The sequence below is a fragment of the Petrocella sp. FN5 genome, from assembly GCF_029210395.1.
Lineage (GTDB): Bacteria > Bacillota > Clostridia > Lachnospirales > Vallitaleaceae > Petrocella.
The window spans coordinates 18,291-31,790 of the sequence record NZ_JARGDP010000036.1 but is presented as its reverse complement, the minus strand read 5'-3'; the positions used below and the strand labels follow the sequence as shown (position 1 = coordinate 31,790).

General features: G+C 35.2%; 14 protein-coding genes and 1 riboswitch. All 14 genes read right to left on the bottom strand.

What is annotated here, in order from left to right; all coding sequences use genetic code 11:
• Positions 1-3: 3 nt before the first annotated feature.
• The 14 genes from P0N36_RS09870 to P0N36_RS09805 all read right to left on the bottom strand — a co-directional run bounded on the left by P0N36_RS09870 (position 4) and on the right by P0N36_RS09805 (position 13,500).
• Positions 4-579, bottom strand: a complete 576-nt coding sequence (locus tag P0N36_RS09870) for a VanZ family protein (RefSeq protein ID WP_275842679.1) — start codon at positions 577-579, stop codon at positions 4-6.
• A gap of 51 nt (positions 580-630) precedes the next feature.
• Positions 631-1,137, bottom strand: a complete 507-nt coding sequence (locus P0N36_RS09865; RefSeq protein ID WP_275842678.1) for a phosphatase PAP2 family protein — start codon at positions 1,135-1,137, stop codon at positions 631-633.
• 27 nt (positions 1,138-1,164) lie between these two features.
• Positions 1,165-2,094: a GDP-L-fucose synthase gene (locus P0N36_RS09860; RefSeq protein ID WP_330684004.1), complete on the bottom strand. Its 930-nt coding sequence runs from the start codon at positions 2,092-2,094 to the stop codon at positions 1,165-1,167.
• Complete coding sequence (locus P0N36_RS09855) at positions 2,091-3,254, bottom strand: DegT/DnrJ/EryC1/StrS family aminotransferase (protein WP_275842677.1); 1,164 nt, start codon at positions 3,252-3,254, stop codon at positions 2,091-2,093. Before P0N36_RS09855 ends, P0N36_RS09860 begins: the two co-directional genes overlap by 4 nt.
• Before the next feature lie 12 nt (positions 3,255-3,266).
• Positions 3,267-4,349, bottom strand: coding sequence for a GDP-mannose 4,6-dehydratase (gene gmd, locus P0N36_RS09850; protein WP_275842676.1), 1,083 nt, complete (start codon positions 4,347-4,349; stop codon positions 3,267-3,269).
• Positions 4,350-4,433: 84 nt separating this feature from the next.
• Complete coding sequence (locus P0N36_RS09845) at positions 4,434-4,721, bottom strand: lasso peptide biosynthesis PqqD family chaperone (protein WP_275842675.1); 288 nt, start codon at positions 4,719-4,721, stop codon at positions 4,434-4,436.
• Between the two features lie 59 nt (positions 4,722-4,780).
• Positions 4,781-5,713 (bottom strand): hypothetical protein, encoded by a 933-nt coding sequence (locus tag P0N36_RS09840; protein ID WP_275842674.1) that lies wholly within the window; start codon positions 5,711-5,713, stop codon positions 4,781-4,783.
• 269 nt (positions 5,714-5,982) lie between these two features.
• The gene (locus P0N36_RS09835) at positions 5,983-7,491 is read right to left on the bottom strand and encodes a thioester domain-containing protein (protein ID WP_275842673.1); all 1,509 of its coding nucleotides are present in this window, start codon (positions 7,489-7,491) and stop codon (positions 5,983-5,985) included.
• A gap of 165 nt (positions 7,492-7,656) precedes the next feature.
• Positions 7,657-7,738, bottom strand: a riboswitch (cyclic di-GMP riboswitch).
• Between the two features lie 102 nt (positions 7,739-7,840).
• On the bottom strand, positions 7,841-9,013 hold the full coding sequence (locus tag P0N36_RS09830; RefSeq protein WP_275842672.1) for a glycosyltransferase: 1,173 nt from the start codon (positions 9,011-9,013) through the stop codon (positions 7,841-7,843).
• Between the two features lie 82 nt (positions 9,014-9,095).
• Positions 9,096-10,190 carry a glycosyltransferase family 4 protein gene (locus P0N36_RS09825; RefSeq protein ID WP_275842671.1) on the bottom strand — a complete coding sequence of 365 codons (1,095 nt, stop codon included), beginning with the start codon at positions 10,188-10,190 and terminating at the stop codon, positions 9,096-9,098.
• A gap of 62 nt (positions 10,191-10,252) precedes the next feature.
• Complete coding sequence (locus P0N36_RS09820; protein ID WP_275842670.1) at positions 10,253-11,308, bottom strand: mannose-1-phosphate guanylyltransferase; 1,056 nt, start codon at positions 11,306-11,308, stop codon at positions 10,253-10,255.
• A gap of 18 nt (positions 11,309-11,326) precedes the next feature.
• Positions 11,327-12,097, bottom strand: coding sequence for a glycosyltransferase family 2 protein (locus tag P0N36_RS09815; RefSeq protein WP_275842669.1), 771 nt, complete (start codon positions 12,095-12,097; stop codon positions 11,327-11,329).
• A gap of 54 nt (positions 12,098-12,151) precedes the next feature.
• Positions 12,152-12,802 carry a CpsD/CapB family tyrosine-protein kinase gene (locus P0N36_RS09810; RefSeq protein WP_275842668.1) on the bottom strand — a complete coding sequence of 217 codons (651 nt, stop codon included), beginning with the start codon at positions 12,800-12,802 and terminating at the stop codon, positions 12,152-12,154.
• Entirely contained in the window at positions 12,799-13,500 is a 702-nt protein-coding gene (locus P0N36_RS09805) for a YveK family protein (RefSeq protein ID WP_275842667.1), read from the bottom strand. Before P0N36_RS09805 ends, P0N36_RS09810 begins: the two co-directional genes overlap by 4 nt.

Here is a 13,500-nt window from a genome sequence, read left to right as displayed (position 1 = left end):
ATTTTATGTATGTCTATGTTTTTTACTCAGATATAAAATGAATTTAATCAACATAAGTATTAATAAGCATATTATCGTTCCGACTGTAGCGCCAAAACCATCTAAAACCACGTCATCCAGAGAAGATGTACGTCCAATAAAGCTTTGACGGTATTCATCCATAACAGCAATCAAAGTCGGCAGGCTTATGCCAAGAATAAATGCAAGATGATAACGTCTATGGTAATAATAAGCCAGTAATGTGACCATAAAACCTAACACAAGATAAATACCCACATGAGCACTTTTCCTTATAAGTGCATTGGATGTCTCATATTGTCCTTTTAGAATAACATTTTTAAAAAAATCTACGGCTTTTTCATAGATTACAGTATCTGTAAAGTCAAGATGATCATCCAACATATAAAATACATCTACCGCGCCCCTAGATTGCCTATTGGATGCATTGGGCGGCTGAGATGAAAAATAGAAAATCAAGCCAATCCACCCTATGACCAGTATTCCCATTATAAGCAATAGATAAGGGTGTTTCGTTTTTTTTTGCTGATGATGCTTCTGATGCTTTTGTTGCTTGTCCACATTACACCTCTTCATTCTAGTTAAGGATTAAGATATACCATATAAGCTTGGTTAAGGCATAATTGATAAGAAATAAGTCAACTGTGAAAGAAGTATTGCAATTAAAAGGCCACCAACAATATCAGAAGGATAGTGAACACCTACCATAACCCTAGAAATACCTGTTAACACTGCCATTAGGATTCCAAGGCAACCAAGTAGTGGATGAACCCACATCATTGCTATTGCAATAGCAAAAGCAGAAGTCCCATGTTTACTAGGAAAAGAGCATCCTTTTTCATGCTCAATCAATGGCTTAAAGCCCATAATCTCAAAAGGCCTTTTTCTATTAATAAATCGCCGAATGACAATAACAGAAAGTAAAGACAATGCCGGTCCTATTAGATAGGGTATTAGAATAAATGCTCTATTGACCACTAACCATAACATTATAAGAACGTAAGTCACCAAAAAAACTTTCGAAGCGTATAAGGCCACGAATCTGGTGACATAAGCTATTCTATTATCATTCATCTGCTTAAAAAGCAGCAAAAAAATCTTTTCATCCAAGATTCCCACTTTTTTACTCCCCTACTTGCTGAGCAACTATAACCCCTTCAAAAACCATTCATACGTTCTTCTAATTCCATACTCTAAAGACGTTTTATGTTTCCAACCAAATTTGTGAATTTTTTCCACATTCAATAGTTTTTGCGGCATACCATCCGGTTTACTTGAATCAAATCTGACCTCGCCCCGGAAACCAATTATGTCTTTAATAAGGTAAGCTAATTCTTTTATAGAAACATCTTCCCCTGTTCCAATGTTTAGGAATTCATTACCTGTGAAATTTTCAAACAAATACACACAAGCATCTGCTAAATCTTCATTAAATAGTAACTCTCTTCTTGCATTCCCTGTACCCCAAATTTCAACATAGGGTTTATTACCTTTTTTGGATTCGTGGAATTTCCTTATCAAAGCTGCCACGACATGGGAGTCATTAGGGTCAAAATTGTCACCAATCCCGTAGATATTACAAGGCATTACACTCACAAAATTTGTACTGTATTGTCGATTGTAATGCTCACACATTTTCAAACCGGCTATTTTAGCAATTGCATAACCTTCATTCGTCTCTTCTAATTTACCATCTAATAAGTATTCTTCTTTCATCGGTTGAGGTGCTAATCTTGGATAAATGCAAGAAGAACCTAAGAAAAGCAATTTCTTCACACCATATTTGTAGGCATTATGAATAATGTTGTTTTGAATCATCAAATTATCATATAAAAATTCAGCAGGTCGCTCAATATTTGCTCTAATTCCACCCACTTTTGCGGCAGCCAATATAACATATTCCGGCTTTTCCTGCTCATAATAGTTTCTCACAGCTGCTTGTTCTCTTAAGTCCAATGCTTTTGATCCAAGTCCAACAATATTATTATACCCTTGGTTTCTCAATGTCTTTTCAATAGAAGAACCAACCATTCCGTTACGCCCTGCTATAAATATTTTTGACTGTTTATCCATCATAATAAGGCACCTTCTAGAATACCAAACAAATATTCGATTTCTTCCTCATTCTTTTGACAATAATTGCCAACAAAAAAGCCATTTTCATGGATCTCGTCAGCATTTATTAATTCACCGTAAATAGAATGTTGCATATATTTAATTGCTTCATTTCGTGTAAAGTTACCTGCAACTATAGGTCTGACTTCTATATTATTTTCCTTTAAAACGCCAACTATTTTATCCCTATTGCCTTTATTCGCTCCTTCAAGAATCATTGCAAAGCCAAACCATGATGACTGACCAATTTCTTTTTGAGCCCTTATGCCATTTAAGCCATTCATTTTATTTAAAAAGAACTCAGCATTTTTTCTCCTTTGAAGGACAATAGCGTCTAGTTTTTTTAGCTGTTCTAGGCCAATGGCACCTTCCATTTCTATCGGTCTTAGATTGAATCCCGGCATGATAAAATTAAAGCTTTCATAGAAGTCATCACTTTTTTTACTGTAGATTTGACTATCCTTTGGTAGATTCCTGGTCCATCCGTGAGCACGAATACATAACATATAATGATATAAGGCTTCATCATCCGTCACCGTGACCCCACCTTCCATAGTACAAATATGATGAGAATAGAAAGTAGAATACGTTCCCAACAGACCAAAAGTACCTAATTCTTTGTCCTTATATTTTCCGCCTAAAGATTCACAATTGTCCTCTAATAATATAAGGTTATGTTGTTCACACAAGCTACTAATCTTATCGTAATCATTAGGATTTCCCAGTAAATTAACCGCAAATATAGCCTTAGTCTTCTCAGTGATGGCCTCTTCGAGTTGATTGACATCGATGTTTAATGTATGCTTGTCAATATCAACAAATCGAATAGAAAGATTAAATTGCGTCAATGGAAAATAAGTCGTACTCCAGGAAACAGCCGGCACAATAACCTCATCACCTTTTGAGAGTTTTCCTGAATATACCAAGGCAGCTATCGCTAATAAATTCGCAGAAGACCCTGAGTTTGACATAAGGGCATATTTTGAACCTACTTTTTTCGAAAAAGCGTCTTCGAATTGCTTCACTTTTATTCCCATAGTAAACATATTCGATTCTATCACCTTATTGATTGCTTCAAATTCTTTTTCATCCCATGTATTATCCGATAATTTGTATATCATTGTTTATACTCCTCAGTCAAATTCTTGACGTATGCTTTCTTCACGTTCAACCAGTTTAACATCACTTTTCACCATTAACTTTATTAAGGCTTCAAAGCTTGTCTTGGTAGGATTCCAGCCTAATACAGTTTTGGCTTTTGTAGGGTCTCCTAATAGTAATTCAACCTCCGTTGGTCTAAAGTACTTTGGATCCACTTCAACCAACACTCTACCTGTGGCTTTATCTAAGCCTTTTTCATCTACACCTTCACCTTGCCAGTAGATGTTTATACCAACCTCTTTAAATGCCAATGTAGTAAATTCTCTAACCGTATGCATTTCTCCTGTTGCAATAACAAAGTCTTCTGGAGTGTCATGCTGAAGCATTAACCACATACATTCAACATAGTCTTTTGCATAACCCCAGTCCCTTTTTGAATTCATATTGCCTAGATACAATTTTTCCTGTGTACCTTTCTTAATCCTAGCTACAGCCAGAGTTATTTTCCGGGTTACAAAGGTCTCGCCTCTTCTTTCAGACTCATGATTAAACAAAATTCCATTAACTGCAAACATATTATACGCTTCTCTATAATTCTTTGTTATCCAATAACCATACAGCTTTGCTACGCCATATGGACTTCTTGGATAAAAGGGCGTTGTCTCTTTTTGAGGTATCTCTTGCACTTTACCATAAAGCTCAGAGGTGGATGCTTGATAGATTCTTGTTTTATTTTCATACCCAAGAAATCTAACTGCTTCTAACAACCTTAGCGTTCCTACACCATCTGTATCTGCTGTATATTCCGGTACCTCAAATGAGACTTTAACATGCGACATGGCAGCTAAGTTATATATTTCATGAGGCTTAATCTCACGAATGAGTCGAATGAGATTCGTCGAGTCGGTCATATCCCCATAATGTAACTGAAGTTTTCTTTCGATATGCATATCTTTTACTAACGCATCCATATACAGATGCTCTATTCTTCCTGTATTAAACGAAGAGCTCCTTCTGATAATACCATGTACCTCATATCCTTTTTCAAGTAAAAATTCTGCCAAAAAAGATCCATCTTGTCCTGTAATTCCTGTTATTAATGCTATCTTAGTCATTATAACATCCTCCTTGTCTTAACTTTTTCTATGTTATCAGACATTAAGATGCTCTGATAGTATTAGCTGTATACCTGGTTGATTCTAAACCAACTTAATCAACTCTTCTTTTAACAACTTATCCAATAGCTCCAACAAATCCACTTCACAAGTGGCTCTGTCAACCTCGTATTCTTTCATCAATGCGATAATAAGATCATCCACCTTTATAGGCTTTTCAATAAGTTCCCATACACGGGTTCCTATAAAATCTAAGGTATAGTACTTACCTTTTTCTTCACTCATCATACCTAACTCGCCATCAATAATGGTAGTTGAAATATCCTCCCGCCTTACTATTGTATCCTCTAATACTAATTTTTTATTTATCATCTTACTTTCCTCCCGTTTCATGTCATCCATACCATTATAAGCCTAATATTGTTAAGGTGTCAAAACGTAGTTTTTTTAATCGCATTAACTATGAGCGCCATTTGTTGTTCCAATGAAAAGCCATGAATCGGTCTTGTAATTCTAAATACTTTTATCCTTTTCGTTAAGGATGTACCATACTTGAAGTGTTTTTGTGCTAACCCCATAGTACCTATCATTTGTACATTATAGGTGTTTGCAATAATACATCTAAGCTTCTCTCCACCCATTAATTCCTCTAATACAACCTCACCTTTGGTCTCATCCTCATGTAGGGTTATTTCAAATAGAGCTACTAACGGCACAGGTGTCATCAAAAATTCATCTTTAAGTGGTATGAGATACTTATCATCTTCAGGTATTTTTTCTAAACCCATCGTCTTTATTTTTAAATGTTTCGCCGTATCCGATGTGATTTTCTGAACAGGAAAACCATAATGAACATATAAACCTTCGAGCCAGTCTTCGTTAAAAGCAATTAGGTCGTCCGCTATCAGTTTATAGCCAGCCAGTCTAAAAGCAATACCCAAAGAAGACTTGCCAGCACCTGAATGTCCTGCAATAATAATGGATTTTCCTTCTATCTCAATACAACTACCATGTAATGAAAATTGACCACGTTGCATTAAAACTACCGGTAACAAAAAGCCATATAAATACATTTTGACTGAAATAAATTCAGCATCATTATAAAGATCATATATGATTTCATTTCCATTAATCACATAAAAACTACCAACATTTTTTATTCTTGCCAAAAACTCATTCTCTTTTGTTTGAAAAAAAGCATAGCTTTGAGTTGTGCCTTTAAGAAATTCCGGTACTTTACCCGAAGATATAATTAAATCTGATTCCCCATCCATTTTAACAAGTTCATTTAATACAAGCTCAGTAGCAATCTTGATCCCATAAATCGAATAGTAATTTATCTTATTCCCAGAATAATTTGTCATAGTAATAAACCTTTTCTCCTTCTTTATGACAATACGAATCTAATCATCTTTTTATTATATCATGACATAATTTCTATTCAATAAAAAGCATTAACCTAAGTTAATGCTTTTTGATAAAATATCATTTCCACGCTATGGTATTATTTCCGCTAGGTCTTGGGTTAGTCCACTGTTCTGTTAGCACAACTTCTAATTCAACAATTTCTGGTTTTTTCCACTCTTTCTTCATACTAGCACCTCCTTCATCTTTCATTAATGATGCAGTTATACTATTTATTATGTTTCTTAATATATAAACCTAACCCCGATATACCACTTCCTAGAAGCATTAATATACCAATTGGTGTTCCTGATGTTTCAGGTAAAGCTTGAGGAATGACCACAACTTCATCTAAAATAATCTCTTCAAGCTCTGGCACCGCTTCAGGTATTTCTACTATTTCATCCGGTATTTCTATTTCTTCTGGTTCTGGGTCTGGCTCTGGTTCCGGATCTGGTTCTGGTTCTGGATCAGGATCACGATCTCTACTTCTTCTTGTATAACTGAAGTTTCTGGTTGCAATAATATCTTCGTCATCGACAAATACTAAATCTTGAGAATCTCTAATCACTTCTTCATAATCAACATTTAATTCAGCCGTTCTGAAGGTTCTATCTAGACCATTATCAGAAACTCTAGAAGCAATTTCGCCGTCGTCTGCTTCGCCGTCATCTACTTCGCCGTCGTCTACTTCACCGTCGTCTACTTCGCCGTCATCTACTTCGCCGTCGTCTACTTCACCGTCGTCTACTTCGCCGTCGTCTACTTCGCCGTCATCTACTTCGCCGTCATCTACTTCGCCGTCATCTACTTCGCCGTCATCTACTTCGCCGTCATCTACTTCGCCGTCGTCTACTTCGCCGTCATCTACTTCTTCGTCATCTACTTCTTCGTCATCTACTTCTATAGGTATCAATTCAGTATGTGTGCCTGTCAATCTATAGGCTTCAACCAATATGCCTTTTAATGTTATTCTAAGATTTTCATTGGCAGGCAACTCACTTTCACTGATTGTCAATTCGACAGATACTGAAAGATCTCCATTTGGGGTTAAGTCTTCCGTCAATATACTTTTATTGTATGATAATTGAGCATTAAGATCTTCTGTGTCCACTTTCGTACCATCTGACAACTGAATGTAATAGTTAAAGTTCAGTGTCACAACGCCACCGGATCGTCTATAGCTTGGGCTTGTTATAACCGCTTCATACTCATCTGGTGATGCCATTGGTGATAATTCCAAAAAATAATTGTAAAGCATTGTAATATCACTATTTGCTACAGGTGAATACATTGGTGTTCCATTTGCAATTTTCCATATTGCATATTGAGTCGCTGTTATCACATCATATTCACTCAAATTTTCCACTTCTAGGTTGTCTTCTATTTCCGTCAAATCTAGATAGGGTAGAGAGTGTGCTAATATCGCCCTCACTCTATCATCATCATCATTATTACCAAGAGGGGTGATGCCTCCGTAAACCGAGTCTACAAACATCTCCATGCTTTCGTCAAAACAATATGCTTGTAATAATTCACCTGATTCTATGTCATATAGATTGAAAATAAAAGTATTGTCAACATCTGACCCCTGTATAAAACCTTCTAAACCGCTACCAGGATCTGGTGTCCAATTGAAACTACTACCAAATACACTTGTTGACATCAATAATGACATAATTAAAATACTCGATAGGACCAAACTTAATTTCTTTTTTATTTTATAGTTTTTCATCATCTTCTTCTCCTCTACAATAGTCGGATATCGTTGTTCAGCTACTATTGCCCTTGAAATAAAGTATTACCAGAATCATGTTTACATTGCCCTCACAACTTACTATGATATTGTAATTTTTCTAAAATATTAACAAATATTTGAAAACAAAAAAAGCTGCTTAATATTTTAAGCAGCCGAACTATCATAGTATAAACCTTAGATTCTAGCTTTGCGCCCTTCTTTTTCAAGAAGTTTGCCTACATATTATATTTTTATTAAACTGGTTCCTATTACCCATTATACCACTTTTGTACCATAAGTCAATCCTTCTGAACTCAATTTTAAAAAACGCCAAGATTTCCAAGTAACCCTATAAGCGGATAGCCTTCGCTATTAAGTCAAAATATTCTTTTCCAATAATTGAAGTGTCCCATCTGCTACAGTAATCTAAGGATTTTCTGATATATTGATCTCTTAATGCCGGATTATTTTCAAGGGTTTCAATGGCCTCATATAGGTAATCCCTTTGATTTGGACCAATAGATTTGGCGTCCGGAATCAGAATGCCATATTCTGCTGTTTCTAAATTGTTCGTCTTTTTTCTAATATCCGTCAAAGGGGCTAATATTTCTTTTGGACCGGTTTCGCAATCCCTAGCCACCACAGGCAGGCCACAAATCATCGCCTCTACCAGTGCATTGGGAAATCCTTCAAAAAAAGAGTTCAACACATAGACCTTGGATTGACTCATGTATTTATATGGATTGTTCTTATAGCCTAATAGTATAACTTTATTGGATAATCCCAGTTCCTGGATTAATTTTTCAAGCTTTCCTCTCAGTTCTCCTTCTCCAATGATAACCAATTTGTAGTCTGTTTTTTTTACCACTTCTCCAAAAGACTTAATCAACCCTTCAAAATTCTTTTGATACGTAAGTCTACCGCAACTCAGCATTATTTTCGATCCCATTAATGCCTCTTCCTCTTTAGAAATCGGTTCTAGACTTAATCTTTTTATATTTTCAATGTTATAAGGATTATAAATTGTGTTTATTTTATGAGCATCTGCTCCCATTTCACTGATTAGCTTCTCTTTTAATAATTTAGATACTACAACAATAGCATCTGCTTTTGGGTACAATACTTTACATACTTTTAGCTGAATTCGATCGATTATACTTTCGTTATGAATGAATATATTGTTCCTAATTGAAATTATCCTTTTTTCTGTAGCTTTCGTGAGCATATTAGCAATATTGGCACTTGCCAAAAAACTTATACAGCAATCAAATTCCATATCCCTTTTTATCTTCTTAAGTCTATGAAGACGTTTGACAAAATTCATTGCTTTTCCAAATAGTGTTTTGCGTAGGGTCAGGTCCATATCAATAACATGACCATCCAACTCGTATGCATCTTCCGTCCTATAATTAAAGACGATGACATGGAGTTCACAGTATTTACTTAGTTCGAAACTCAGATTAGATACGACTCTTTCTGCGCCACCACTAAAATTTTGTGGCAAAATAATTGCTACTTTCATATTATAACCCTTTCCCCATCATCCATCCTCAAGAATCAATAAACAATCCATGGAGCTAAATGATGTATGCTGTGTAAATGATTTATATTTTATAAAACTTACACAGATTTTCTATATACGTATCAATGCAATATTGATCTGCAATTTTTCTATTATTGTTCTTTATTTTATTTAATAGAACTTCATCATTTAAGCATTTTGATATATAAGTGTTAAGCATTTTGATATCGCCGGGATTTATGGTGAATCCATTCACATTATTGGCTATGATCTCGTCTAAGGCGCCTACATTAGAAGAAATGATGACCAATCCGGCAGCAATGGATTCAATAACAGAAATTGGCAAGCCTTCTCCATAAGAGGGTAAAATAAAAATATCCGAACTAAGCAACCGTTTTATTTTATCCTCATTTTGAACATAGCCTAAAAAAGTAACATTGTTCTCCATACCATTTTCACTTATTTCATTCTTAACCATTTTCTCATAGTCCGAGCCATAGAGTTTACCGCCAACATAAAAATGATACGTTTCTTTATCAATTCCCTTCAAGGCTTTGATTGTATCTAACAAGCCTTTTCGTTCATCAATGGAGCCTAAAAAAAGAAGATTTTTAATCTTAGTATCTTTCTTTGTCGTCACAGCGTCTTCATCCGTAATAGCGTCTTGAAAATTATATAACGTAACAATCTTGGTCTTCTTTAGCTTTACTGATAACTCTTTTTTGAATTTTTCCGACAAGACAATAACATTGTCTACATGTTTTTCAATTAAACTTAATAGAAGATTAGAAAAAAACTTCCGCCGTCCAAACACTTCTACAAAATTGCAAAAATGAATCTGAAGAACCAATTTCTTGTTAAACTTAATGCTTTTTATTAATAGCAGATCTTTGAGAAGCGCTATACCAAAAGAAGTATTAACATGTAAACAATCGTAATCGTTGCTTTTAATTTCTTTAATCAACTTATTTTTGAGTCTAAAGAAGCTGACTAGATTTATAAGCTTTATTTTGCCTTTCGTCTTATCTTCCCGATCCATCACTTCTGTATTAAAAAATGCAAGCTCTACATCAAAGTTCTTAAACATATCTGTCTTATTCTTTAATGATTCTGCAATGATTGAAATCCCACCAAAAAATCTCTTCTTCGGAAATGGTGCACAGTATAAGATTTTCATCCTATCACCTCTTTCTACATATTTTTACTCACCCTTATTTTTTAGACACTGCACCCACGCCACTAACCATTGTTTTTAAGAACTTTTTTGAGATCTTGGACCCGATCTTTATGACAGACCAGTAGATTACTTCCATTCTTAACAATAACCAAGTCATCCACACCAATCGTTACAATAGTATCGTTGTTAGAAATAATAATATTACCTGTAGAATCTAGGCTCTTATAATGGGTATCTTTAACATAAGAACCACTTTCATCAGGTTCCCATATGTCTTCTATGGCCGTAAAGCTTCCTACATCGTTCCAACCAAACTCACAAGGAATAACCCTTATCTTCTCAGACTTTTCCATCACGCCAAAATCAATGGATATTTTCTCAAATAATTCAAAATGTGATTCAACTTCTGCGGTCAAATCCCTACCCCAAATATCTTTTGCTATAATGCTTTCTAAACGATCTAGAATCCTTTTATGATTTGGCATAAAACGTTCAATTTCGTCCATTATTATGTTTGAATTAAAAATGAAAATACCACTATTCCACAAGAAATTTCCTGTAGCTAGAAAATTGATAGCCTTTTTTAGATTTGGCTTTTCATAAAAATGTTTGACTTCGGATACTTTATTAAGTTCACTGTCTTCATCTACTTCAATGTACCCATAGGCCGTTTCAGGCTTCGTAGGTTTTATACCTAATGTAATGATTGACCCGTTTAACCTCGCCTCTGAAGCTGCCTGTTCAATAATACACCTAAAGCTGTGCTCATCTTGTATCAAATGATCCGAAGCCAAAACAACAATCTCAGAATCTTCAAAACGCTGTTTTATATACAGTGTACCATAGCCAATGGCCGCTGCTGTATCTTTGAATGTAGGCTCTAAGATGATATTTTCTTCTCTGATCATAGGAAGTGCTTCTTTTATGCCTTTGAGTTGTCTGATATTTGTTGCAATGAAGATCTTTTCTGCGGATATAAGGGGCAAAATTCTATCCACCGTTTCTCGGATCATAGATTTATCCGTAAACAATTCCAATAACTGTTTGGGTTTCTCTTCAGTTGATAGTGGCCAGAATCTTTGACCCGATCCACCTGCCATAATCAGTGCACATAACATTTTTTTTCCTCTTTCCTATTATACGCTTCTTCTTTGATAAAATTGTTTGATTTTCTTGAGTAGACGACTAAGAACAATCCAACGCCTAAATCTAACATTATGCTCTTTAAGCGTCATATATATTTCTTTGGAGCCGACATAGTTACTTTTCCATCCACTGGTCGACGCCCCACCTACCCTCATTTTTACTAAGGTCTTATTTAAATGATGGTGATTGACTTTTCCGATTTCAATCATCCTAAAAAACAAGTCATAGTCTGAAGAAATCTTATACTCTTTTTTATAATACCCGAACTCTTTATAGATCGATTTTTTTATAAATGTTGAAGGATGCGGTGGATTCCAGCCTTTTAAGAACTCACCCTTAAAAGTATCCCAAACTCTTACGATTCTGTTCGTATCTTGTCTATCCACAAATACCAGATTGCCATAAACCATGTCTGCATTTGTAGCTTCAAATGTATTGACCACCCATGTGATGACCTTATTATTGATATAGAAATCATCTGAGTTCAAAATACCAATAATATCACCTTCTGCTAACTTAACCCCTTTATTCATAGCATCATAAATACCTTCATCAGGCTCTGAGATGACTTTTATTCTTATGCTACTATGTTCACTGTATTTACGAACAATATCTAAGGTTCTATCTGTTGAACCTCCGTCAATCACAATATATTCAATGTTGCTGTAATTCTGTGATAAAACTGATTTAATTGCAGATTCAATATACTTTTCACTGTTGTAGCACACGGTTATTATACTAACCAAAGCTCTATCATTCACTTTTTTCGCTCCCTCAAAAATCACATTATGTTCAAAAACAGGCTAACTTAATACTTATTGTTCTTTTTTCTTTTTTTTGGAATTGGTTAATACAAGGCCCAAGATCTGAGCATCAACCATCTTCAACATATCACGAGATTGAACCAGCTGTTCTTTATTACTAATGCCAAGGGCAGCAACTAAGACAACACCATCTACATACTTTGACAAGACAATTCCATCCGAATACTTTAAAACCGGTGGTATATCAATTAACACCATATCATAGGCTGTTTTCATTTCCTCCATTGCATTTAGAAATTCTTGACGTGCAAAAAGTTCAAGGTTAGCAACTGGGGATGTTCCTGCTGTCAAAACGCTTAATCCTTTAATCCCAATAATATCATGAACACAATCCTTTAATTGTTTTTTCTCAAAAACCATATTTGTAAGACCCGGCATTTTAGGTACTTCAAATAAGTCATATAGCATAGGATTTCTATAATCACCCTCCACCAATAAGATCCTTTTACCTGATTGAGCTAAAGACACGGCTGCATTGGTAATGACTGCCGTTTTCTCATCATCATCGTGTGCACTTGTCAACATAATTACTTTTTTTTCTTCATTTCCATTAAAAAAACTAAGAATAGATCGTAGTATCTTATAAGATTCAGAGATCTGTGAATCCGGTTCAGCGATGGTTACAATTTTTTCTCTTTTCATTTATGCCACACCTCCATCTTAGTTTTTGGAATCTCGGCTAATATAGGTACGCCTAGAAGATGTTCAATCTCTTTTCCATCTTGCAAAAGCTTTTTGGATGTAAATAAACTGTGGACGATAACACCTGTTCCCACCAATCCACCTAGGAAACCACCTATCAACATAAACATAATAACCGAAGGTGATGTTGGGTATTCCGGAACGAGTGCCTCATCGATAATCTGTATGTTTTCAAATCCGACAATACCCGATATGGCTGCGGCCAATTGATTAGAAAAAGCATTTGCAACTTCAGCTGCTACCACAGGGTCCGGATCTGTATAGCCAACTATAAACAAACGCGTTGTGCCAATGCTTGCAATCAACATATTATTTCTTAATACGTCTATTGGGATGTCCAGATTAAGTTCATTAATAACCTTTTCTGCCACCAGCCTTGTTTTCAGTATCTCTTTATAGTCATTAATCAGTTGTTGAGACACCTCAAAATCTTGCATAGACATTCTCATATCAATTTCTTCATCCGGTACATCTCCAATAAACAAGGTTGTATGAGCTTCGTAGATCGGAACAACAAAAAACACCGCTAACAAATAGGATAATACCATACCACCTATGGCAAACCCTATTAGTAGCCACCATTTTTTAATCAATGCATTTAAAAATTCAATAAAACTAATTTCCAAGTGATTTTTCAT

Bases quoted from the DNA above. Each gene is read 5' to 3' on its own strand.
- P0N36_RS09825 (WP_275842671.1), bottom strand. From the start codon at position 10,190: ATGAAAATCTTATACTGTGCACCATTTCCGAAGAAGAGATTTTTTGGT.
- P0N36_RS09830 (WP_275842672.1), bottom strand. From the start codon at position 9,013: ATGAAAGTAGCAATTATTTTGCCACAAAATTTTAGTGGTGGCGCAGAA.
- P0N36_RS09835 (WP_275842673.1), bottom strand. From the start codon at position 7,491: ATGATGAAAAACTATAAAATAAAAAAGAAATTAAGTTTGGTCCTATCG.
- P0N36_RS09820 (WP_275842670.1), bottom strand. From the start codon at position 11,308: ATGTTATGTGCACTGATTATGGCAGGTGGATCGGGTCAAAGATTCTGG.
- P0N36_RS09810 (WP_275842668.1), bottom strand. From the start codon at position 12,802: ATGAAAAGAGAAAAAATTGTAACCATCGCTGAACCGGATTCACAGATC.
- P0N36_RS09855 (WP_275842677.1), bottom strand. From the start codon at position 3,254: ATGATATACAAATTATCGGATAATACATGGGATGAAAAAGAATTTGAA.
- gmd (WP_275842676.1), bottom strand. From the start codon at position 4,349: ATGACTAAGATAGCATTAATAACAGGAATTACAGGACAAGATGGATCT.
- P0N36_RS09860 (WP_330684004.1), bottom strand. From the start codon at position 2,094: ATGATGGATAAACAGTCAAAAATATTTATAGCAGGGCGTAACGGAATG.
- P0N36_RS09805 (WP_275842667.1), bottom strand. From the start codon at position 13,500: ATGAAAAATCACTTGGAAATTAGTTTTATTGAATTTTTAAATGCATTG.
- P0N36_RS09845 (WP_275842675.1), bottom strand. From the start codon at position 4,721: ATGATAAATAAAAAATTAGTATTAGAGGATACAATAGTAAGGCGGGAG.
- P0N36_RS09840 (WP_275842674.1), bottom strand. From the start codon at position 5,713: ATGACAAATTATTCTGGGAATAAGATAAATTACTATTCGATTTATGGG.